This is a genomic window from Paenibacillus sp. FSL W7-1279 (assembly GCF_037969845.1).
In the GTDB taxonomy this organism is placed as follows: Bacteria; Bacillota; Bacilli; order Paenibacillales; family Paenibacillaceae; genus Paenibacillus_AQ.
This window is the reverse complement of the sequence record NZ_CP150215.1, coordinates 271752-296724: the sequence shown is the minus strand read 5'-3', so window position 1 is coordinate 296724 and position 24973 is coordinate 271752. Positions and strand designations below refer to the sequence as shown.

The window sequence follows — 24973 nt, the reverse complement described above, 5'->3', positions numbered from 1 at the left end:
TGTAAGTAAATTATGCATATATCATTCATAAATCAAGACCAACTATTGACCATATTCATCCACATTAGTTGCCTAACTTACGAATAATATAGGTATTTCTATTGAACATGACCGAGCGAATCGGTAAACTAGACATGAATGCAGGCACCAACTACTAATGCGGATTGAATGGGTGAGCGAATGTTTCCACTGGAGAGGCAAAAGAAAATACTTGAGCTGCTTACGATTCGAAAAGTGCTGAAGATCACGGAGCTAACGGAAGAGCTGAACGTCTCGGTGGATACGCTGCGCCGGGATTTGAACACCTTGACCAAGCAGGGGCGGATCGAGAAAATATATGGCGGGGTTAAGCTCGTGGAGTCCCGGTTCGGCGAATCGTCCATGGACGAGCGCATGGTCAGCCAGTTGGAAGAGAAGGACCGGATTGCCCGCAAATGCGGCGAATTCGTCCATGACGGCGATTGCATCTATATCGACAGCGGCTCGACTACGTATCAGATGGCCAAATACGTGAAGCATAGGAAGAAGCTGACGGTGGTTACGAATTCGCTACCGGTTGCGATTGAGCTGATGGACAGCGATGTGGAACTGATTATGATCGGCGGCAAAATCCGGCGGGAGGAACAATCCGTCGTCGCGTATGAATACATTTTCAACTTTCATGAGCTGAATGTGTTGAAGGCGTTTATCTGCTGCAGCGGCATTACCATCGAAAAAGGCATTTCCGACTACAATCTGGAAGAAGCCATTACGCGCAAAAAAATGATCGAGCTGTCCAAAGAGGTGGTTGTCATGGCGGACAGCACCAAGTTCGGCAAAGACGTCACCATTTCCATCGCATCGCTCGACAAGATTGATACGATCGTGACCGATGCGAACGTCCATGCAAGCTTCATCCCAAAATTCAAAAAAACCAATACAACGCTAGTCATTGCGGATGAATAGAATAGAGCACGCCAAAAAACGGACATTACCGATCGCCGAACGTCAGCGAGTATTGGAATGTCCGTTTTTTAGTTCACACTGGCGAAGACCGATGCCAGCTTATATGTACCGAGCCTTTTCCAGTATCCTGCATCCATACGGGTTATCTTCTTCCCCCCATGCATCACCATCTCTTTATTATGTGCATGACGCCCCCCTTTTGTAAGCGGTTGTACATTAGAAGGGAAGTCCATATAATGATTAATGAATGGGAAACAGGATATTTTTGTTATTTTCTGCGACACCATGCAGGTAGAGGAGGAAACTGATTATGAACGTTGGATCAGCACGCGCTGCGGCAACGGACTGGGTCTTGCAGCATGCCAGCAGGGAGCCTGGATACATGGGTGCCTATTTTAGCGGCTCCACAGTCGGAAAGCCGGATGAGGCGGAGATGGACCCGTCCTCGGATATTGACATCGTTATCGTTACCCAGGATGCGGAGCCCCCTCTTAAGCTGGGAAAATTTATCTACCAGGACGCTTTGATCGAAGCCACCTATCTGTCCTGGCGAGACCTCGCCTCGCCCGAGCAGGTATTAACGTCCTATCATCTTGCCGGCAGCTTTCGTGTAGACACCCTGATGTCCGATCCGACTGGGCAGCTGCGCAAGCTGCAGACGGAGGTTTCACGTCGTTTTTCCGACCGGATATGGGTTACCCGCCGCTGTGAGAACGTGCGCGAACGAATCATAACCGGACTCCGATCCATAGATCCTTCTGGCCCTTGGCATCGCCAGGTTACCTCCTGGCTGTTCCCTACCGGCGTAACTACCCATATGCTCCTGGTCGCCGCTCTTCGAAACCCTACGGTCAGGCTCCGCTATGCAGCGGTTCGCGATGTGCTCAAGGAGTATAACCAAGAGGAGGTATATGAGGAGCTGTTACGACTTTTGGGCTGTAAAGACATGAGAGCCGAACAAGCCATGATTCATCTCAATGGATTGGCCCGAACCTTCGATGCCGCGTCTGCGATTGCGAAGACCCCTTTCTTCTTCAGCAGTGACATTACGCCGGATGCAAGAGCCATTGCCATTGACGGCAGCCGCGAGCTGATCCTAAACGGAAGCCATAGGGAAGCCGTCTTCTGGATGGTGGCTACCTTCGCTCGCTGCCACAACATATTGGAGGTCGACGGGACTCCTGAGTTTCAGGAGCAGTATATCCCTGCTTTTGATGCGATCCTTGCGGATCTCGGCATAACCTCCACCGATGACCTGCTGCAGCGGGCAGACGAGGTTCTCCATTTCCTGCCGAAACTTTGGAGCGTCACGGAAAGCATCTTGGATGCCAATCCGAATGTAACAGGCGAGCGGGAATCGACCTCATAACTCTTCTAAATTTCATATAACAAAAACCACGCCAGGATTGATCCGTGCGTGGTTTTTGTTATATCCCATCGTGCGTATGACACCCTGTGCGTACGATAAGTGCACGGGAGGGATGCTTCACATGGCTGTCAACCAACATGCTTGGATGACCGTCCTACATGCTTGACGCACGCATGGCCGTCGTATGACCTATTAGCGGCCTTCCTCCTGCAAAGGCAGATAAAATCGGTGCTCCTCTTGATCTTTGACAAAGCCAACCGACTGATAGAGTAACAACGCCGTTTCATTGGCTGCCTTCACTTCAAGTTTTACTGAGGTGGATCCCTGAGCCTGAAGATAGGACATGGCACGGTAGAGCAGATGTTTGGCGATTCCCCGTTGTCTCCACGGCTCTCTCACAAACACATCTTCAATCACGCCGACGTTCCCCTCTTCCAGCCATGCCATGGTACTGCCTATAATCATGTCCCCTTCCAGGACATTCATCGCAGTCCAGCCGGGATGCTCTTTATATTCCCGTAAGCGTTCAAGCCCCAGCGGCGCTTCCGGCCAAACCTCGGCCTCGAGCTTTAGATACATCTCTTCCTCTTCCGCAGACACCATCTTCCACAGTCGATAGCGATAGCGATCATCTAACGGCAAGGCTTGTAAAGGCTCCTCAAGTGACCGCTTCATGGTATACAGCTTCTCCAGCGGCTGAAATCCGATTTCCTCAGTAAAAAAAGCATTATTGGCGATCTCATGAACATAATTGCCCACGCACAAATACGTCCCGTACATCTTCGGCAGCGTCCTCTTTAACACAAGGGCATGTTCATAGAGCATCTTATACATTTCACCTAGAAGATCATAATCCCGCTCCCGCTGAGGTACAGCCTTGAGATTCACATAAATGTGATGCTTGCAATTAGGCGCACATCCCGGCGGGATCACGTTAATAATGCCCACCTGTCCCTTGGCCACCATCTTCCCGTCTTCAATAGCACAGAACACATTGCCCCAATTCTCCTGGTCACCTACCCACCAAAACAACGCATCCGCTGCGGATACTGCCTGATACAGCTCCCCCAGCAGAGGCATATCGCCCTGCCTAAAATTCCGAATGATTCTTTCACCCAAATGAATGTCACCAGCCTTTGCGTTCATTGTAAGACGACCCTGAATGATAAAAATAGATAAAAAACAACTATAAACGAACAAATCGCTTAACCATGCACCGTTTTCCTTATTATGGGTTTACAACGTTTTAATTACGTAATATAATAATTACGTAATAACATAATAATGATAAAGCGAGGTTGATGATTCCCCATGACACGTGATCTGGTTTATGAGATGGATGTCTTAAAGAATCAAATGACGGAACTGCAGCAGCTTGTCTATCAAGCCCTTATGGAACGCAAACCTGGTTCCGCATCAAACCAACACCGCCAAGAAATCTCGCCAACACCTACGATATATAAAGCAGCCTCCGAGGACGGCTCCGTCTTCTACTCCGGACAAGTGCACCTGAATGGACAAAACATCCGCTGGGAGCCGCAGGAACGGCGAATGGATCAATTGCTGGACATGAACACCGAGAAGGCCGCCAAAATCCTCGCAGCACTGGGCAACAAGCAGCGCCTGGATATTTTAAAGGCCGTCATGGCAGAGCCCCTATCCGGCACCGAGCTGGTAGAACGTTTGAATATGGGAACGACGGGTCAGCTGTATCACCATCTCAAGGCGCTGCTCGGCGCGGATCTCCTTGTACAGGAGCAAGGCGGAAAGTACGCTCTTCCTAAGCATCGGAGCCTGCCGTTCCTACTGCTGCTCTCTGCTGCTGGCGATCTGCTCGATACAAGCGATTACCTGGAGATGACCGAAACCCGCAACAATGCAGGGATGTATTTTGGGACTTCGCACGGCTTCGATATTCATCAGCTGCTCTGGGCCGTCGTGGAAAATTCCATATTGGAGCACACGAGTGGGTATGGCGATCAGATTGGCATTTACCTGCATGAGGATGGCAGCGTGACGGTTACCGATAACGGGAGAGGCATTCCCGTGCAGGCCCTTCCGAATTCCAACATCCCAGTCGTACAATCGGTACTAACCGATGTCCACCGATTGAACACCAGCGCACACTTTCTGGCCCCCGGCGCGGAGAAGGGCATCAGCATCGCAGTAGTCAATGCTCTCTCCAAGCATCTGACCGTGGAAATTCGCCGTGACGGTAGCATATACCGGCAGGAGTACAGGCACGGCATTCCGCAGACCGGGCTTCTGATTGTCGGCATGACTCAAGAGACGGGCACCAGCGTGACATTCAAGCCTGAGCCCGAATTATTCAGCTCTGCCTTTGATATTAACCGCATCATCGAGCGTAAGAGCGCAATTGCCGCGGATTATCCTGGAATCACCCTGACGATCCGCAATACGGCTGAATAAGGGGAGCTGGAGAATAGGTAGTTCGAAGCCTTTGCACCATGCTTTTTACAGCAGCGTTTTTTACAGCAGCGATACGCGCAGATGCCGCATCGAGGGTACTGCTCCCTATGCAAACCGTGGCTGAACCAACGGTCCTGGAACGAATACCGGTCCGGATGTAGAGACGCTATGTGTGGTCCGGGGCATGCTTGAATGGCTGTCGACCGAGCGCATGTCTGGTGCTATACTGAGCTTGAACGAACGCTAATCGAGGTGAGATAGAATGTTGGAACGTTCTATGGAGAATGTAATGGAATCTGAACAGGAAAGGGGATGGTGCGTTTAATTTAAAAAATGAAACGAGGACGATAAACATGAACATACAGAGTACGGTAATGAGCGAAGGATTTGCATTGAATGTTTCCATTCGTGGAAATGGCAGGCCCATTTTGGTGGTGGGAAGCAGTATTTACTACCCCCGCTTGTTTTCGGAACAACTCTACACTTCATTTCAACTGATTTTCCTGGACCATCGAGGCTTTGTTAAGCCCCCTCGGACACTGGAGCCGGAAGAATACACACTGGATAAGGTTCTGGATGATATCGAAGCGGCAAGACAAACGCTGGAACTGGAGGATTTTATTATATTGGGGCATTCGGGGCACGCCTTCATGGCGCTGGAGTATGCCAAAAAATACCCGGAACACGTCCGGAAGGTAGTCCTGCTGAACACCGCCCCGACCAACAGCCCGGAGCGGCAGCAGCAGAGCATTGCTTTTTTCAATGAGACGGCGTGTCCTGAGCGGAAACGGCAGTTTGAAGCGGATATCGCCCTGCTGGAGGGTGATATCCAGAGAGAGCCTGAACGGCGGTTTGCTCATATGTGCATCCGAATGGGAGCGCACAGCTTCTATGATTATGCCTATGACGCGGCCTGGATGTGGGAAGGCGTCTTCACCAACATGCCCGTCATCGATCATTTATGGGGAGAAGCCTTCGCGCGGCTCAATCTAATTGATTCCCTGAAAGAGGTTGGCAAGCCCGTCCTTATTGGACTTGGACGGTACGACTATTTGGTTAGCCCCGTATCGCTTTGGGATGCGATTAACGGCTCGCAAGCTAACGTGAAGAAGGTCATTTTCGAAAAAAGCGGCCATAATCCGATGTTTGAAGAGCCCGATCTGTTTAACGCCATATTGACCGATTGGATTCATGAAACGGACAACTAACCCGTGAAGATACGACGTATGCGTTACTGTAATGAAGAGGAGCCCTCAGCACTGGGGGCTCCTCTTGCGTCCTGCTGAAGGCTCCTCTTGCGTCCTGCTGGAGAGGCTCCTCTTGCGTCTTGCTGGAGGCTCCTCTTGCGTCTTGCTGGAGGCTCCTCTTGCGTCTTGCTGGAGGCTCCTCTTGCGTCTTGCTGGAGACTCCTCTTGCGTCTTGCTGGAGACTCCTCTTGTGTCTTGCTGGGGGCTCCCTCTTGCATCTTGCTGGAGACTCCTCTTACATCTTGCTGGAGACTCCTCTTGTGTCTTGCCGGGGGCTCCTCTTACATCTTGCTGGAGACTCCTCTTACATCTTGCTGGGGGCTCCTCTTGCGTCTTGCTGGAGGCTCCTCACCATCTATTTGCGCGTTTCAGTCGGTAATCTTTTGAAACTCTCGCTTCATACAGCTTCGACTGCAGCGTGCGGATGGGTGCTCTTTTCGCTGAGAACTGCGCCTTTTTGAGTCCAGACGGACATGGAAGGCTATTGGCTGATATCTTGGGCTGTTTTTGTGTTCATGCGGGCACAAAATCCGCTATTGGCGGATATTGAGCCGTTTTTGAGATCATCCGGGCACAGGATCCGCTATTTGCTGATATTCGATCGTTTTTTGATACCTTGCGGACACTGGATCCGTTAATGTAACACATTCACGGAAAAATCCCGGAATATTTTGCGAATAGCGGATCTCATGTCCTCAAACCACTACGAAATAGCCAAAAACACAGAAATAGCGGAACGACTGTCCTTTAAAACACAAACCAGACCCATCAAAAAACCTAGATGCATTGAGTCTTTGAGCCGTCGCCCCTCGATGCCTTAATTCGACTCTCGTTACCTTAATACCTTAATTCCCTAATTCTCGATTCTCGCTCTCGTTGCCTTGATACTTTGATTCCTCCATTCTCGTTCTCGGTGCCTTGATACTTTGATTCCTCGATTCTCGCTCTCGTTGCTTTGATTCCTCAATCCTCAGCTCTCGATACCTTAATTACTCGATTCCTCAATTCTCAATCCTCAGCTCTCGATACCTTAATTACTCGATTCCTCAATTCTCAATCCTCAACTCTCGATTCTCGCTTCCTTAATTACTTAATCCTCACTCCCGGTATCTTGATTCCTTGCCTCGATCCTATCCTTAACTCTCCATACCTTGATACCCAGATCCCTTGTCTCCAGATCCCTAGATCCCTTGATGCAGCTCCTATTTTACCTCGCAGGGTATCGTACGATTTGCATCATAACGACAATAGCTCCTCGCGCCTCCCAACTCCATCGACTCGCCTTTTGGGAGTTTGAGAAACGTAGAGTCCTATCATTAGAGGGACAGCTCCCCCAGCCTGCGCGTCTCCTCCTCAATCCGGCTTGGATCGTTCCGCTCGAATAATAGCTCTACGTCATGAATCGGCCTGCCAGCCGGAACATGGCTCCACTCCCACGCCGCTTGCTCCAGCGAGAGAAAGTCCCGTATCCTATTGCAAGAAAATGGAATGAACGGCTGCAGCAGATTCGCCAAATTGGCTATGATCTGAACACAAATAAACAGCGTTGTCCGGCACGCTTCATGATCCTCCTTGACCTGAATCCACGGCTTCCGTTCATCAAAATATTTGTTCGCCAGGCGCACTGTGCTAAAAATCCGTTCCAACGCTTCCTTCAGTCGCCCACCCTCAATAAGCGCCCCAGCCTCGCGATACAATGCCTCAACTCTGCTCTGCCACTCTTCGGATATGCAGCCCTCGGGCACTTTCCCCTCAAACGATTTGTTCACAAACACCAAAGTACGGTTGACGAAATTCCCAAATGCGCCAAGCAGTTCGCCATTGTGACTGTGAATGAACTCCCTCCAGGAGAAATCGGTATCCCGCTTCTCGGGTCCGTTCGCAATGAGGAAGTAACGAATGGAGTCCGGCTGATAACGGCTTAACACATCCGGCACCCATATCGCCCAATTCCGACTGGTCGAGAACTTCTTCCCTTCCAGCGTCATGTACTCGCAAGATATGATTCGGTCCGGTAAATGCAGGTCACCGGTCCCCTTCAGCAGCGCTGGCCAGATCAGCGTATGAAACGGGATATTATCCTTCCCATGAACATAGTAAGCCGTAATCCCATCCCTCCCCTTGAGCCAAAAGGATTCCCAATCACCGCCCGTCTCTGCGGCCCACTGTTTGCTGGCGGATAAATAGCCGCTTACCGCTTCGATCCAGACATAGATTTTCTTATCCTCAAATCCCGGAATAGGCACATCTACGCCCCACGTCAGATCCCTTGTAGCCGCCCGATCCTGAAGGCCTTCCTCCAGATATCTGCGGGTCAGTTGCACCGCATTGTCCCGCCAGCCTTGTGCGTTATTCAGGTCATTGGTCAGCTCCCCCTGAAAATGCGACAGCGATACGTAAAAATGCTCAGTAGGACGCTCCACCGGAGGGTTTCCGCAAATTTTGCAAGTCCTGTTCGTCAGGTCGGACGGATCAAGTATCGTGGAGCAGGCGTCGCACTGATCGCCACGGGCCCTGCTGCCGCATACAGGGCAGTCTCCTTCCACATAGCGGTCCGGCAGAAACCGTCGATCGGTTTCGCAATACGTTTGCAGCACGATTTTACGGTACAGATGTCCGTTGTCCAGCAGCTTCAGAAACAACTCCTGCACTACCGCGTGATGAAACGCCTGATCGGTTCGCGTGTACAAATCGTAGGAGAAACCCAGCCGTTCGAAGCAATCCACAAACTCCCTATGGTACCGATCCGCAATATCCCCGGGAGCCACGCCCTCCTGAATGGCTTGAACCGCCACAGGCGTTCCATGACAATCACTACCGGATACGTACAGGACTTGATCACCTTTCGCGCGGAAATAACGTGCCAACACGTCGCCGGGCAAGAGGCTTGCAAGTCTCCCCAAATGTAAGGACCCGTTAGCGTAAGGCCAGGCACCGCCGATAAAAATGTTCGCCATGTCAATCTTCCTCCTTTATTTAGACAACAAAAAAAGCCCTCATCCCAAAAGGGACGAGAGCTTGCCGCTCACGTGGTACCACCCAATTTCATTCATGCCTTGCGGCATTCACCTCTTCGGGTACGACGCCATGTATCGCGTGTATACCCTAGCACGTTAACGGGTGCGGGATCCGGCACAGCCTACTACCCTACAGGGTTTCGGTGCACAGCTCAGAGACCATATTCCCTAGGTTCTTTCCTTACCCCTTTTCACCAGCCGGGGCTCTCTGTTCAAAGACGTCGCCAAGGTACTCTTTCTCTTCATTGCTTTTGTCTAACGTTATTCAAGTTACTGGAAATCATACCCGAACGCTGCTCTGGAAGTCAAGTGGGTACAGTAAAAGCCCGCCTGAGTTTTAAACCCCTTCCTTCGACTCTGCGCTGAGGTGTCGGAGATCATGATTTTGCAGTATTATCTTCCTTTGAGTCATGTCGAACTGGACATAATATGGCAGTCCAGAAAGTCTCGATAGTCGAAGAAGTGTGTCCCTCTCTGAGAGACTAAACCACCTTATACCTACAAGACCTTATTCCTCGAAAAGGTTACTTATACATTAAAAAAACCACCCCTCAAGTTCAATTCACTTGGGGGGCGGCTTTTTTAGCCTATACTTTTTTTCTTCTGAGCAGAAGCAAACCTGCAAAAAGCATAATCGCTCCGGCTAACATAAAACTGTACATATTCGTAGCTGTATTCGGCAATTTATTTCTGTTAGGCTCGTTCGTTCCCTGATCTCCGGATTGATCCGGATCTCGTGGAGTCGAATCCGATACGCCTAAGGTTGAATCGTCATGATCGTCCGGTGTTTGTACCCCGGTATTCGAATCCCCGTCGGTGTCTCCATTCGAGTCTTCATCCGGGTTCCCGTTGGAATCTCCGTCCGTGTCTTCGTTCGAGTTTCCGTTCGGGTCCTCATTTGAATCGCTGTCGGAATCTCCCGTTCCACCCGGGTTCGTATTGTTGTCATTGTTGTTCCCGTTGTCCGTTACTTCGATGACATTGGATGGCTTCTCCGGACTAGTCACATTATCACCTGTAACTTCACCGATGTTCTCGATCGTATGACCGGCTTGTCCCGCCTTGACGGTTGCCTGGAACGTAATCGTATGCCATTCGGTATCCGTAATCCGTCCAAAGTTACCGCTCACTTTGCCGTTCACGTATTGGCCTTTGTCGCCATCGGCGAGATCAGTGACGGAAACGCCGTCCACCTTCAGACTGCCTGCTACATATACCAGCCCTTCCGGCAGGATGTCGGCAATCATCAGGTTCGATACATAGCTGCCGGCAACGGTATTGCGGGCAGAGATCGTATACTCCAGCGTATCGCCGACCGCGATAGTGCCGCCATTGAGATCCCGCGACGTCTTCCGTGACTCCATCACTGGAGCAGGCGGCGTTACAGGCGGTGTAACCGGTGGATCCGGATCTACCGGTGGGTTGACTGGTGGATCGGTTGGCGGATCGATTGGCGGTTCTACAGGCGGTTCTACTGGCGGTTCCGGTTCAACGACCATTTTTTCCGTCGGTTCACCTGGCTGATCGATATTATCGCCGGTTACCCGTGCCGTGTTCTCGATTGTCAGCCCGCCTTGTCCCGGCAGAATGATGGCCTGGAACTCCAGCGTATGCCAGTCGGTATCCTTTACATTGCCAAATGAGCCATATACGTCTCCGGTAACCGAATGACCAGCGTCATCGTCTTTCGGATCCGTGACCGTGACACCATCCACTTTCAAGCTGCCTGGAACGTACTCCAGCCCAGCTGGCAGCGTATCAGTAATCGTCAGATTCTCCAGATACGTATCGTTGACAACACCTCTCACACGAATCGTATACGTGATGGTGTCCCCGACCTCATACGTGACCTTGGTTACATTCGTATTCGCTACAGACTTATCTGTTTCAATCTGCGGATTCCGCGGATAAACTTCGACTTCATTTCTTGGTCTGTCCGGTGTACCAACATTGTCGCCCTCTATGGCCGCAATATTGATAATATTCTTGCCGGCTTGACCCGGTAATACTTTCACCTGGAACGTCACTTTACGCAACTCAGTGTCGGTAACATCCCCGAAACCGGCGAAAATTTTTCCGTTTGCGAAATGGCCTTTGTCGCCATCCTGATCATCGGTGACTTGTACGTCATTGACCTTCAGCGTACCCGCTACGTATTCCAGACCTGCTGGAATTTCGTCCGTGATCGTCAGATTGGTTACCCGACTATCGGAGGCCGTGTTACGCGTTTGAATTGTGTAAAGCAGGGTGTCCCCGATTTCAGGATGCGCGGCATCGGTGTTCCCCGCTGCCTTTTCAAACAGCTCCGCTGTTTTCGTGGACTCCAGCGCAGTCTCACGCGGATAAACCTCGACGACTTCCTCCGGCGTGCTAGGTGTGTTGATATTATCGCCATCCACCACGGCCACGTTCCGGATGTCTTTACCGGCTTGACCCGGTAATACTTTGACTTGGAACGTCACCTGGTGCCATTCAGTATCGGTAACATCCCCGAAACCGGCGAAAACTTTACTATTAGCGAAATGGCCTTTGTCGCCATCCTGATCATCGGTGACTTGTACGTCGTTGACCTTCAGCGTACCTGCTACGTATTCCAGACCTGCTGGAATTTCGTCCGTGATCGTCAGATTGGTTACCCGACTATCGGAGGCCGTGTTACGCGTTTGAATTGTGAAAGCAGGGTGTCCCCGATTTCAGGATGCGCGGCATCGGTGTTCCCCGCTGCCTTTTCAAACAGCTCCGCTGTTTTCGTGGACTCCAGCGCAGTCTCACGCGGATAAACCTCGACGACTTCCTCCGGCGTGCTAGGTGTGTTGATATTATCGCCATCCACCACGGCCACGTTCCGGATGTCTTTGCCGGCTTGTCCCGGTAATACTTTCACCTGGAACGTCACTTTACGCAACTTGGTATCGGTCACATCTCCGAACTTGGCAAACACTTTGCCGTTCGCGAAATGACCCGCATCGCCATCCTGGTCATCGGTGACGGCTGCGTCGTCGACCTTCAGTGTACCCGCTACGTATTCCAGACCAGCTGGAATCTCGTCCGAAATGGTCAGGTTGGTCACCAAACTGTCGGATGCGGTGTTGCGGGTTTGAATCGTGTAAAGCAGCGTGTCCCCGACTTCCGGATGCGCGGCATCGGTGTTCCCGGCTGCCTTTTCAAGCAGCTCAGAGGTTTTCGTGGATTCCAGCGCGGTTTCACGCGGATAAACCTCGACGACTTCCTCCGGCGTGCTTGGTGTGGTGACGTTGTCACCATCTACCTCAGCCACGTTGCGGATGTCTTTGCCCGCTTGACCCGGTAATACTTTCACCTGGAACGTCACTTTACGCGGCTTGGTATCGGTCACATCTCCGAACTTGGCAAACACTTTGCCGTTCGCGAAATGACCCGCATCGCCATCTTGCTCATCGGTGACAGCTGCGTCGTCGACCTTCAGTGTACCCGCTACGTATTCCAGACCCGCTGGAATCACGTCTGAGATCGTCAAGTTGGTTACCAGACTATCTTCGTTCTTGTTGTGCGTTTGAATCGTGTAAAGCAAGGTGTCCCCGACTTCCGGATGCGCGGCATCGGTATTCCCGGTTGCCTTTTCAAACAGCTCCGCAGTCTTCGTAGACTCCAGCGCGGTTTCACGCGGATAAACCTCGACGACTTCCTCCGGCGTGCTTGGCGTGGTGATATTATCGCCATCCACGGCAGCTACATTCCGGATGTCTTTACCGGCTTGACCCGGTAATACTTTCACCTGGAACGTCACTTTACGCGGCTTGGTATCGGTCACATCTCCGAACTTGGCGAAGACTTTGCCGCCTGCGAAATGACCCGCATCGCCATCTTGCTCATCGGTGACAGCTGCGTCGTCGACCTTCAGTGTACCCGCTACGTATTCCAGACCAGCTGGTATTTCGTCCGAGATCGTCAGGTTGGTTACCAGACTATCTTCGATCGTGTTGTGCGTTTGAATCGTGTAAAGCAGGGTATCTCCGACTTCCGGATTCGCGGCGTCGGTGTTTCCGGCTGCTTTTTCAAGCATTTCCGCGGTTTTCGTGGATTCCAGAGAAGGTGCGTGAGGATAAATCTCCACCTCTTCCCTAGGTGTTTTCGGCGTATTAACATTGTCGCCGTCCACGACAGCCACATTGCGGATCACTTTGCCGGCTTGTCCTGGCAATACTTTGACTTGGAACGTTACCTTGTACCATTCGGTGTCGGTAACATCTCCGAACTGGGCAAAGATTTTACCGTCTGCGAAATGGCCCTTGTCGCCATCTTGGTCATCGGTGACTTGCACGTCTTTGACTTTCAGTGTACCTGGTACGTATACCAGACCCGCTGGAATCTCGTCCGAGATCGTCAAGTTTTTAACCAGACTATCTTTGATGTTGTTGCGCGTTTGAATCGTGTACTGCAGCGTGTCTCCGACTTCCGGATGTGCGGCGTCGGTGTTGCCGGCTGCTTTTGCAAACAGCTCCGCTGTTTTCGTGGACTCCAGCGAAGTTTCACGCGGATAAACCTCGACAATTTGCTCCGGCGTGCTCGGTGTGGTGACATTGTCGCCATCTACCTCAGCCACGTTGCGGATGTCATTGCCGGCTTGCCCCGACTGCACTTTGACCTGGAACGTCACCTTGTGCCACCCGGTACCGGTCACATCTCCGAACTGACCGAAGATTTTACCGTTAACGAAATGGCCCTTATCGCCATCTTGGTCATCGGTGACGAGCACATCGTCGACTTTCAACGTGCCTGTTACGTATTCCAGACCCGCTGGAATCTCGTCCGAGATCGTCAGGTTGGTCACTAGGCTGCCTGTAACGGTGTTGCGTGTTTGAATCGTGTAGAGCAGCGTGTCCCCGACTTCCGGATGCGTTGCGTCGGTGTTGCCGGTAGCTTTTTCAAACAGTTCCGCTGTTTTATTAGCTTCTAATTTTGGTTCTCTGTACTCTACAGATGTTGTTACTTCATTGGACGGGGTTGTTTTATCTTCATTTGTGAGTAGGTTTTTATACCCCACATTCGCTTTATTGGAGACGGAGTCTCCCGCACGGTCGGATAATGCTTTGACTTTGAATTGAACCGTTATGCCGTTAGGTAAGTCATTCGTGTTCGGCACTTCCCCGAGCCGGATGATCACCTTGCTGCCGTCAAAATGGCCTGCATCTTGATCATCTGCATCAGTCAAATCACTAGCATTAGTCCCGCTCACGATTTTCATCGATCCCGGAACGTATTCCGTGCCCGCAGGAATTTCATCCTCGAATACCGTATTGGCGGCAACGTCTCCACCTGCGTTTTTGATGTTGACTTCGTAAGTAAGCTCATCCCCGACAAAGGCTTGTCCTGCAGGGGAAACGGATTTTTCAGCAATGACGCACGGCTCGGTTCCAAGGAAAACATCATCAATGAAGTTACCACCGGTGATATTTCCGTTAGCAGACGCTATGGCTTCGAATCCAAATCGTGTTACCGTCTGACCGGCTGGAACGGTATAAGTTCCAGAATAATATTTCCATGCGTCTTTATCGGTTGACATTGTACGAACAGTCGGAAGATCACCCGGAGCCGTATTGCCTGAACCAATATTTACAGCCATGGTGTCTACGCCGAATCTACCTTTATGAGCTAGGCGCCAATAAATGGCTTGTCCAGGAGTAGTCTCAACATCCTGATATAACGTTGCATTTTCAAAACTATTAATTTCTGCAAACTGCTCACCATGGATTACCTCATGTTTGTTTCCAGCAGGAGTTCCAGGTGCCTCCATCAAGCTCTTAACAAAAATGTCATATCGTCCTGTTGAGTCGGTTGTATGCCATCCCGGCACGTTCTCATCCTGTGGGAATGTATACCCTGGACCTGTAGGGGTCTTCGGATCACCAGGCGTATATGCAGGTTCCTCGAAACTGCCGTTAATTAGCGCAACGGGTCTAGTGCAGGCATTGACAACTTCTCTTTCGATAATTTGACTCGTCGTCTCATTCGACTCGGTCGTTTCATCCTTGTCTATGAGTAAATTCTTGTAATCAACAGCCGCTTTATTGGTGACCGTCTGGCCGATATGGCTGGATAATGCTTTCACCTTGAATTGAAGCGTAATACCTTCAGGCAAGTCATTGGTATTCTGCAAATTCCCGAGCCTAATGATCACCTTGCTGCCGTCAAAGTGCCCTGCATCTGTATCATCTGCATCGGTTAGGTCAACGGCATTGGTCCCGCTCACCATTTTCATGGAGCCCGGAACATATTCCGTGCCCGCAGGAATGACGTCTTCAAAGACAGTATTGGCGGCAACGTCTCCACCTTCATTTTTAACTGTGACTTCGTAGGTGAGTTCATTGCCTTCAAAAACGTCTCCAGCAGGAGAAACGGATTTTTCTGCGATAACACATGGTTCGGTTCCCAGGAAGATATCATCCAGATGATTGCCGTGTCCGATCGATCCATTGGATGTCGAAACGGCTTCAAATCCAAACCTTGTCATCGTTTGTCCTGCAGGAACCGTATAGGAACCCGTATAAGTTCCCCAAGCCGTGTTACCATCCGTCATCTGATCGATTACTGAGGTATCATAAGGATCGGCTGTTGCCGGACCAATGCGAAGCTGCATTGTATCTTCACCGTACAGCCCCTTATGGGAAAGTCTCCAATAGATGGTCTGTCCAGGCGTGGTCTCTACGTCTTGATATAACATGCCATTACCGCTAGCATTTAACTCTGCGTATCGATTTCCATGAACGGGGGCAGGTTGCTGTTTTACATAAGGATCTGGATATCCTTCAGCGTAGTCCCAGATTTCAATCCACTTTACCCCACCCGTATCATCAGTCGTTTTCCATCCTGGAACTTCGTCTTCATAGTACCCAAATGTACCATTCATTGACCCTGGTCCAGGCGGTTCTTCAAAGCTTCCGTTAATCAATGCCACTTTAACTCCACATGCATTAGGCGGTTGTGGAGTCGTTGGAGGAACTGAATCCGATACTTCAACGTTAATCGTAGCTTCGGCAGCGGCGCATTTACCGTCATTGGCGATGACGGTGAAGCTATCGCTACCGATAAAGTCTTGCGTTGGCGTATACGTCCAAGTTCCGTCCGTATTAACCGTCACAGTTCCGTTCCGAGGATCCGTCGCGCCTTTTGCGTACGTCAATGGATCTCCATCCGGGTCCGTGCCGATTACTTGTCCCGAGACCGGCGTATTTACCGCGGTGACTTTTGAATCACCCGGCACAACGGGTGCCTCGTTCACTTTGTAAGTATTATTCGGATTGAGAGTTTCAATCGGTGCGTATGCATTCACAAAATACCAGTTATGGATATCATGCGTCTCGTAATTCGGCAACCCTGTTGATCCTGTAAAACCGGCATGAATCGATTGTCCGTTAAATATCGAACTAAGATCGATGCTATTGACATCTAAAACTTTGCTGGCATTTACCCGATCCGGCGAAGTGCCCAGATGAACCTGAACATTCTGAGTTGAACTATTGTAATCGATCCACGTATAGTACTGGGTTCCGTTAGACAATTTGAAGCTGGTGCTGTCTAAATCGGTATACCAGCCTGCTTGATTCACTACGTCTCCATTTACCGCAAGTCCAACGTAGTTTGAAGAAGGATCCTTATAAACATCGTTTTTAAACGTGTCATATTTAACGGCAAAACTCGGACTAATGCCGTAATATCCCAAGCCGCCACCGTTCATATTCTGACTGGTTGTGCCAGTCTGGAGCGTAAAAGTCAATCCATCGCTTGCGCCTTGGGCGCTCGGGTTACTCATTTTAAAAGAAAAGGCCGTGCTGAATGAATAATTGTCTCTGGGACACAGCGCCGTATTGTTAAATGCGGCGCCACTCTGTAACGTAGTCGGTTGTGTCAATCGTATAATATTTTGCCCTTGAGCGATCGTGGCATGACCATTCAAGGTAAATTGATTGACCGTATTTTGGGAGAATTCATCAAATTTAAAATTCAGCCAGTTATCCGCAGCCGCCTCAGCCTGTTGAGGGTACAGAGGTAGAAGCTGACCGAACAAAATGATGAAAACCGCCATCAAATACTTAAAACGCCGATTGATTATCGGTTTTCTTTTCATTGTTTCCTCCCTATCTTCAATGGGAAGGCTTTGGAGCCATTCCGATGCTGTCAAATGAATTCATCCGTCGATTAAACCATACATACACTTTCATTTCACGAACCGTGAAAGCTGCTGCATTATGGCGGGTGCGCGGTAAAAGGCGGAGTGTTGTTGATTGCAAGTTAAGAGAAAGACAACTCACTTCCCACCTTGTTGTACCGAAAGCCGCACAACTCGACGTTCATACCCTGTTCCTTACACAATCTAACCTTTTTCAAAAATTCTGCATGATCTCTTTAAGAATCACTTCGCTTGTGTATGTAACGAGGTCTCCTTTAGCATCATTATGTAACGCGTTAATTGCCATGAACCAAAACATCAGCCGATGCCCTCGATTCGTTTCAAGCCGTTAGTTGTACAAGGATGATCACCCCTCTCCCTCTGACAGTTGATCTTGCGAGTTACCATGAAAGGTAAGCCCTTCTGTTGAAACGCTATTCCAAAAAAAGACTTGCCCGCGGTAACCGACTAAGAAAGATATATGGTGTGGGAATACGACATCCTTCTACATATGTCCTTCCCATGCGAAAAAAACAGCCATATTATACCAGTATCGCCCTACGTGCGACCTATCATTTGATTTTGATACTACTAGTTCTCTAAGGTTCTATTTATAAAAAGCATTACTAAAGATACATGTTGAGCTAAACGGACTAAAGGACCATGCATAGCTCAATGAGTCTCAGGCACGATGCTTATTTTGTTGTACAAAAAAGGCCGCGATTTTTTCGCGGCAGCCGGCTATTCTAATCCCAAACATCACCAAAACAGCCTTTCCCTTCATACTGTTGATCGAGTTTCTCATGTTAGCGAAAAATCACACTGAAACATCACGGATGAAGAAACAATAAAAAAGATGATCCCACAGGTGGAGTCATCTTTTTGTTATGGCAGTGATTCAGCAGAGTCTTCTGCAGTCACTTCCATTAAAGATTAATGGCGGCCGCTATGACCGCCAAGCAACAACATCTTTACGCTTTAGGCGCCAGCTCCGCCGCCTGACGGATGGCTTCCATCAAGCTTTTCTCATCGGCGATGCCTTGACCGGCAATGTCGAACGCTGTACCGTGATCGACACTGGTGCGGATAATCGGAAGGCCAACGGTAATGTTGACGCCTGCGTCCAAGCCGAGCACTTTGACGGGACCATGTCCCTGATCGTGATACATGGCTACTACAATGTCAAAGTCACCGCGTACCGTCCGGAAGAACAGCGTATCGGCCGGCAGCGGGCCTACGACCTGGATTCCTTCCGCCTGCGCCTTTTCGACGCCCGGTATGACTTTCTCTTCCTCTTCGCCATATCCGAACAGTCCGTTCTCGCCCGCATGAGGATTAATTCCGCAAACGGCAATCCGCGGAGCGGCGATGCCGGACTTCTGCAGCGTCTCATGAGCAAGCTTAATGACATGGTATACGCGCTCAGGATTAATCGAACGGACGGCATCGAGGATGCCGACATGGGTCGTCACGTGAATAACCTTCAGATTCGGCGCCGACAGCATCATGGAATAGTCCGTGGTTCCGGTCAAATCCGCCAGAATCTCCGTATGGCCCGGATATTTGTGACCCCCTTTATGCAGGGCTTCCTTATTCAGCGGTGCGGTGCATATGGCCTGGATTTTATGGTCCTTCGCCAATTCGATGGCTGTCTCCAAAAATTTGAACGCGGCGTGTCCGGCTTCCGGAGCAACTCGTCCTATCGGCAAGTCCCCTGGCAGCAGATCCAGATCAAGCACATGAATCGTGCCAAAACGGTAGTCAACCTGCTCGATCTCATCGGCAGTAATCGCTTCGATAGTCAAGTCACTGCCCACGAAGGACTTTGCCCGCTCCAGTATCTTCACGTCCCCGATCACAACCGGGTGACTGATATGATACATCTCCTCATTCATGAGGCTTTTGAGTATAATTTCAGGACCTACGCCTGCGGCATCTCCCATGGTAATCCCGATAACCGGTTTATGCTGGCTCATGTTCTCACCTTTTTCTTATTTGTTATATAGTGCAAGGAATCTACCAGGGATCGATCATTTCCGAAGCCCCCGGCTTTGGTGACGGTCCAGTAGCCTTTTCCCATGCCCTGAAGCCTTCCGAACGGCAGGCCGGGCTCTACTTCCGAATACAGCTGCATTTCTCCCATGCCAAGTTCCATACAGATAGCCTTAGCCGTATCCCCGCCGGTTAATACCAACCCTTGGATCTCAGCGTATGCCTGTAAAATGGCTTTTGTCATTCTTCCGAGTCCCAACGAGATCGCTTCGCTTACCTCGGTTGAAGATAATCCCTGCTCATCCCCTGCTTCTTTTGCCAGCCTGCGGTTATCTTCCGAAGCGTCGACGTACAGGACCAAATACCGCTTGTCCATATCCTGAGCGATTTGCTGCAGGATATCTTCCGTGTCGTAAGTTTCACGAATCAACGCGGCCGGATCGATCTCCAGCATCAACGAGCCAGGCATGTCCTTGACGGCACGAAGCTGCCGTCGGGTCGTTTGGGACAAGCTCCCTGATACGATCAGCGCTTTATCCGCCCCAGCCCAGTCTTGGCTCCTCTCCTCCACGGAAATCAGGGACAGCTCCTCCGGCAAGTATTCGATTAATCCGGCAGAACCGGCCCACAGAATCTTCTTGTCTAGCTGTGAAAATAATGCCGCTATCGCCTGTAAATCCGCTTCCGTCTCACTATCGCATACAAACCAAGTTTGACCTTCGGCCAGCTTGGATTGGAGCCATGGCAGAAATTGCGCGGCGGGCTGCCGCACTTGACTTGATGAAACCAGCACCGCCTCAGGCTCTCCTACCCTCTGCAGCAGCTTCGGGATATAACTTTCCATAACGGGTGTTTTGGGATCCTTGGCAAACTCCGTCTCCGTGATCAGTACACCTTGAACATAATGATGTCCCTGTACCGTCGTGCGGTTCATTTTGGGAAAAGCCGGAGCGATCAGCACCAAGTCCGGCCGGAATACCTTCTGCACCGCAAACAATTCCTCTGCAACATTCCCGCGCAAGGTCGAATCCAGCTTCTTGTAGATGTGGCGGCAGCCCTGCTCTTCAAGGAATTGAGCGGCTTCGTACGCCGCTTCATAGGCGCCCACACTGCGTTTCGCCCTGCTATCCGTATCCACGATCAACACTTCGGCACGGGTGTCCTGACGGTAATGGCGATGATCGAAGACGACGGTGGAAACCAGCCCCTTCTTCGCCAATTGTACACCCGAGTCATTCGCACCGGTCAGATCGTCCGCGATGATTCCAATTTGTTTTATCACATTTCATCACACCTTCTATGATTCGGCATCTGCTGTATTTGTATCAAATGAGTGCCCTTTCTTCTCTAGACGCTTCACTAAAAACCCGACATATAAAGGAAGCAGGATGGCGGTCGTTACCACGGACGCCGCAACCTGCACCGTCGCGATATCGGTAAATGCTGCAAAGGAAGCATTCGCCGCCCCGATTGCAGCAGGCGTAGCCACGGCATTACCGGCTGTGGAGCCTTCCGCCGCCCCCACGATCGGATTCCATTTCAACGCTTTAAACACAAAGTATCCTGCAGTACCTGTAACGAAAACCGTAAGCAGTCCAAGAATGATACCCGACAAGCCGCCATCCACGATCGCTCCGAAATCAATGCCCATTCCGAGCGCAAATGCAAAGAACGGAATCAGCATGGAGCTGCCTTTGTCCAAAAACTTGCGCATCTCCTCATCCAAATTACCCAGCACCATCCCCACAATAATCGGAAGAAGAACCGAGATGAAGGATACGAAGGAGAACATGCCGTCCACGAATCCCATGGCGCCGAAGATTGATAAGGCCACCATCGTGAGGAAAGGTCCGTCATTCAGGGCAAGCAGCGAATACGCAGCACGATCTTCCTTGCTGCCATATTGGCCTACCAAGGCTACAAACAATCCCCCATTACTGTTGGTCATCGCCGCAATGACAGCTATCGGCGCCAGACCCAGCCACAATCCGTTCTCTCCGGCAAACAGGTAAGCGATCAGTCCGAACGCTGCGCCGACCACCCACTTCGTTGCAAGCAGCGTTGCTCCTTTTCCAACGGAAACGCCAAAAGATTTGACGTTAATCTGTGCCCCCGTACAGAGGAGGAACAGCGCAATCAATGTACCTGAACCGTTTACAAATAAAGACTCCGTAAAATTCCCGATCCGGAGTAGATCCGGAGCAAAAGTATTGATGACTGCTGCAATAAGCAACGGTACTACCATCATACCTCCAGGAATCCGATCCAACGTCGCTTTAATCTTCATTATTGTAACACCCCTCTAATAATTGTTTCAATATTAAACAGTGATTTCATATTGAAATCGCTTGCAGGGTTTATTGTAAGTGCATACAATTAAATTTGCAACATATTAAATATTAATTGTTGCAAATTTAAACAATTGATTGTTGTGTTGCCGCTAGTTTATTGAAATAAATCCCTCTTTATCCTAATATCTGCCGAAACGGAGGGATCTATTGATCGCAAAATAAAAAAAAAGCTGAAACTATTGTTTCAGCTTTCTCCACAGGGTCGAACGGTTGATACCGAGCCGCTCCGCAACCTTCGTCTGATTAAATTGTTCTTCCTCCATAATCGCGTCGATGATCCTCTTCTCGATCTCATCCAGCGTACCATGAAGAAACTCGGGGCTCATTGCAGTTGACGGATGACCTTCCTTCTTGGCAAGAAGCCGGGAAATGAGCGGCTTGCCGATCACGTAGCCCTTCTCCTCCGTCACTGCGTCCTGGAGCAGGATTTTCAGCTCCGACACGTTGCCCGGCCAATCGTACTGGGTCAGCAGCTGAATCGCTTCCTCCTTGATCTTAATCGGTGAAGTCCCAAGCGTGCCATGGTAGGAGGCAATATAATAAGTCACCAATGGTTTGATGTCGTCCATACGCTCGCGCAGAGCCGGCACGGCAATCCTTGCCGCCTCCTCATCCAGCAGGAGGGGATGATAATTCGAATCGTCCTTTTCCAGCGAGAGGATGACCGTGAATGCCCGGTTTTTCATCTCGTTCATCCACTGCTTCAAATCCGACATTTCTTGCGGAGCGATCGCATCCAATCCATGGAGATATAGCGTGCGGATATCGCTGTCCCAAGCTTCCTTTTCGTGGTTTTCCGACAAGGCCACAGCCTGCTTTCCGGTAAGCCGGACATACAAGCCCCGGCCTTCGTTCTTTCGGTAATGAATATACCGGGAGAGCAGCTGCTTGCCTGTACCGGCTTCGCCGATGAGAATCAAGGCACGGCTGTCCAGATGATCCTCGATCCGCTGCAGGCAGCCGCGCATCGCCTCGCTTTGCGATATCAACATCGGCAATTGGGCCACGGCCTCGACATGATAGCCTGCGGCCTCCCCATTTTGCTTCATCTCGGAAAAAGTGTACAGGTAGTACCGCTGTCCCTGTATTACTTTCAGCGTCCTTCTCTGCTTAAGCTTCCGGGTTCCGTCATCCTGAATCAGGACCAAGGCTTCCGCCTCCCGGTTTAGCCGTAGATCGGCTTGCAAGGCTTCCACCGGGAGCGGACAGGAACCATAATCCGGCCACTGTTCATATACAACCTGTCCCTCAGCATCCAATACGGCAAGGTTCGCAGCCGTTTCCTTCAGCAGTGCTTGCAGAAAAGATATTTCCCACTGCGTCTGTTCATGTAACCGAAACGCGGATTTGGCCTTTTGAAATGCATCGAAGATGGCCTCGCGCCCGGATTGGATCAGAATCCCTTCCAAATGGTGCTTGGCAGCTGCTTCTATCGTCACCACATCGCCCATGATTAATTCGAAGCCCTTCGTCTTCAGATCCTCCAGCAGCCGATCTACCTCTTCGGCCTTCTCTACCGTGAACACGTCAACCTCGATATCCAGCACATCGGTAATGGCTTTGGCTCCAAGCGTAATATTGGAGAAGCCCACAATGGCTTTTTTGCCTGGAAAATGATTGGCTAAGGTGAGCACGCGCAGCATGTCATAGCCTGAAACATGGACATCGATAACGGGAATGCGTACCTCGGATTCGATCAGCTTAGCCGTACCGCCCCGGCTAATAATCACGTCATATCCCATGCGTTCGCCTTCCTTTGCCAGAGGAACCGCTTCTAGCAAATTGCCGACCTCGACTTGCACATCCAGCTCCGGCTCTTCCTTCCGGCATTCTTCTATTAAATGGCTCATTGCGGGATACGGAGCAATAAATAACGTTTTAATGGTCATGATTGTCACCTGTATTTTCTTTGGTCAACCTTATTCTTGTTATTATTCTACCGTTTCTATATGAAATAACCAACTCTATATATGAAAAGGCACCCCAGCCAATGCAACCATCAACCAAAAAGGCCGATGGCGCCGAACAGAGTGCCTTATCTTATCTTATCTAACCTATGAAAATGTTACCTCACCCTAACACCTCTATCAATACAGATACAGCGCTTTTCGGCGCAAGGCTGAGGTTAAGGTGTTCCGTTCCTCGCAAGCGCAGTGCAGTACTCTCCACATGCTCGCTGTCGTTAAACAACACAACGGCAATCGATCCATCCGTGTTCTTGAATGCTACCGAACGGATGCACTCATTGCTGGTAGAAGCAATGCGAACCGCTTTCGGACGGATCACCTTACTAAAATGCGCCAGCGCATAGTAGTCCAGCGTATAGGTAAGCTCCTTCGTCTGCTGATTTACCGTGACTATGCCGCGGCAGGTGCTTTTTCCAAAGCCCGGAACGGTAGGGCCGTTCTTCTCGTCCAGCGCCATATTCCACAGCACGTAGGATTTACTGTGATTGCGAAGTATCTCGATTCCGGTTCGCATCACATTGGAGAAGGCCTGCTCAAACGGCGGGATCCACTCCCCGCCCGATCCTTCCGTGAAATGAACCTCTTTCCCCGGGAATGCATCGAACACTTCGGATTGGGCCGACGGCTTGCCGCCGTACCAGTGCCAAGCGACGCCATCCACAGCGTCTCCCGCTTGCTCAAAAACGGTCAACGGGTAGTCCGGCTTGTCCCAATTATGGTCATAACAAAAGATTTTCGTATCGATACCGTTCTTCACAAATTGCGGCTTCAGATGATTCTTGATGAAATCGCTTTGCGCCTCGGGCAGCATGATCATGCCTGGATAATGACCCGGCGAGTACAATGCCTCATTTTGCGGCGTGATTGCATAGATTGGCAGACCGTTAGCTTCATACCCCTGAATGTAACGCACAAAATAATTAGCATACACCGAATAGTATTCGGGTTTCAGCTCTCCACCGATCATTGACCCGCTCGTCTTCATCCAGCCGGGCGGACTCCACGGGGAGCCCATCAGCTTGACGTCCGGATTCAAACGGAGCGCTTCCTGCAGGAGAGGAATAACGTCTTCCTCGTCATGCACAATGGAGAAATGCTCCAGCTCTACATCCGTCTGACCCTCAGGCATATCATTATAGCTGTAGAAGTCACGCGCGTAATCGGATGCCCCCATCGGCTGGCGGAGTACAGATAATCCGATCCCTTCGCTGGGATCAAAGAGCTGATTCATGAGCTCTGAACGCTGCGTCGCATCCAGCACCTGATGGATCAGATAAGCAGCGGAGTCCGTGAAGGACGCGCCGAAGCCGTCCATCTCCTGAAACGTCTGCTCCTCATCGATGACAACCGTATGCTGCTGTGCACCCGTAGTTACGGGTGTCAGCTGCGCCTTGTCTTTCTTCACGAATAATTCTTCTTCCCCGTTCGACTGGTAGATGGTGATGTTCAGCATGTTGTTTCCCTCCAGGTTTCTTGTGTCTTCCTATCCATGGCCTACTGAAGATAACT

General features: G+C 50.5%; 12 protein-coding genes, 3 pseudogenes and 1 other annotated feature. Of the genes and pseudogenes, 4 read left to right on the top strand and 11 right to left on the bottom strand.

Translation table 11 applies throughout. The features are described from left to right. The first annotated feature begins 180 nt into the window (after positions 1-180). Together MKY82_RS01350 and MKY82_RS01345 are read left to right on the top strand one after the other, a co-directional pair. A complete protein-coding gene (locus tag MKY82_RS01350) occupies positions 181-945 on the top strand; it encodes a DeoR/GlpR family DNA-binding transcription regulator (RefSeq protein WP_220687543.1) in 765 nt (254 codons plus the stop codon). 310 nt (positions 946-1255) lie between these two features. After that, positions 1256-2314, top strand: coding sequence for a hypothetical protein (locus tag MKY82_RS01345; protein ID WP_339295297.1), 1059 nt, complete (start codon positions 1256-1258; stop codon positions 2312-2314). A 192-nt stretch (positions 2315-2506) separates the two neighbouring features. Here the strand turns inward: MKY82_RS01345 and MKY82_RS01340 are convergent, their stop codons facing one another. Further along, positions 2507-3460 carry a GNAT family N-acetyltransferase gene (locus MKY82_RS01340; RefSeq protein ID WP_339295296.1) on the bottom strand — a complete coding sequence of 318 codons (954 nt, stop codon included), beginning with the start codon at positions 3458-3460 and terminating at the stop codon, positions 2507-2509. A 165-nt stretch (positions 3461-3625) separates the two neighbouring features. On the opposite strand from MKY82_RS01340, the gene MKY82_RS01335 reads away from it, so the two are divergent. Together MKY82_RS01335 and MKY82_RS01330 are read left to right on the top strand one after the other, a co-directional pair. Beyond that, on the top strand, positions 3626-4744 hold the full coding sequence (locus MKY82_RS01335) for an ATP-binding protein (protein WP_194540430.1): 1119 nt from the start codon (positions 3626-3628) through the stop codon (positions 4742-4744). 353 nt (positions 4745-5097) lie between these two features. Then, positions 5098-5952, top strand: a complete 855-nt coding sequence (locus MKY82_RS01330) for an alpha/beta hydrolase (protein ID WP_339295295.1) — start codon at positions 5098-5100, stop codon at positions 5950-5952. A 1355-nt stretch (positions 5953-7307) separates the two neighbouring features. Here the strand turns inward: MKY82_RS01330 and metG are convergent. From metG to MKY82_RS01280, 10 genes and pseudogenes are all read right to left on the bottom strand, one after another. Next, a complete protein-coding gene (gene metG / locus MKY82_RS01325) occupies positions 7308-8948 on the bottom strand; it encodes a methionine--tRNA ligase (RefSeq protein WP_339295294.1) in 1641 nt (546 codons plus the stop codon). A gap of 46 nt (positions 8949-8994) precedes the next feature. Then, positions 8995-9263, bottom strand: a binding site (T-box leader). Positions 9264-9595: 332 nt separating this feature from the next. After that, positions 9596-11470 (bottom strand): isopeptide-forming domain-containing fimbrial protein, encoded by a 1875-nt coding sequence (locus tag MKY82_RS01320; protein WP_339295293.1) that lies wholly within the window; start codon positions 11468-11470, stop codon positions 9596-9598. 170 nt (positions 11471-11640) lie between these two features. Further along, positions 11641-14316: pseudogene (locus MKY82_RS01315) on the bottom strand (isopeptide-forming domain-containing fimbrial protein); the annotation flags it as partial. Positions 14317-15024: 708 nt separating this feature from the next. Then, positions 15025-15489 (bottom strand): annotated as a pseudogene (locus tag MKY82_RS01310) (DUF11 domain-containing protein); the annotation flags it as partial. Between the two features lie 567 nt (positions 15490-16056). After that, positions 16057-17070, bottom strand: a pseudogene (locus tag MKY82_RS01305) (Ig-like domain-containing protein); the annotation flags it as partial. Positions 17071-18125: 1055 nt separating this feature from the next. Continuing rightward, positions 18126-19130, bottom strand: coding sequence for a 4-hydroxythreonine-4-phosphate dehydrogenase PdxA (pdxA, locus tag MKY82_RS01300; RefSeq protein WP_339295292.1), 1005 nt, complete (start codon positions 19128-19130; stop codon positions 18126-18128). Next, positions 19127-20428: a four-carbon acid sugar kinase family protein gene (locus MKY82_RS01295; RefSeq protein WP_339295291.1), complete on the bottom strand. Its 1302-nt coding sequence runs from the start codon at positions 20426-20428 to the stop codon at positions 19127-19129. Before MKY82_RS01295 ends, pdxA begins: the two co-directional genes overlap by 4 nt. A 15-nt stretch (positions 20429-20443) precedes the next feature. After that, on the bottom strand, positions 20444-21433 hold the full coding sequence (locus MKY82_RS01290) for a 2-keto-3-deoxygluconate permease (RefSeq protein ID WP_194540424.1): 990 nt from the start codon (positions 21431-21433) through the stop codon (positions 20444-20446). Between the two features lie 240 nt (positions 21434-21673). Further along, on the bottom strand, positions 21674-23386 hold the full coding sequence (locus MKY82_RS01285; RefSeq protein WP_339295290.1) for a PrpR N-terminal domain-containing protein: 1713 nt from the start codon (positions 23384-23386) through the stop codon (positions 21674-21676). Between the two features lie 181 nt (positions 23387-23567). Further along, a complete protein-coding gene (locus MKY82_RS01280) occupies positions 23568-24917 on the bottom strand; it encodes a glycoside hydrolase family 30 beta sandwich domain-containing protein (protein ID WP_339295289.1) in 1350 nt (449 codons plus the stop codon). Positions 24918-24973: the final 56 nt, after the last annotated feature.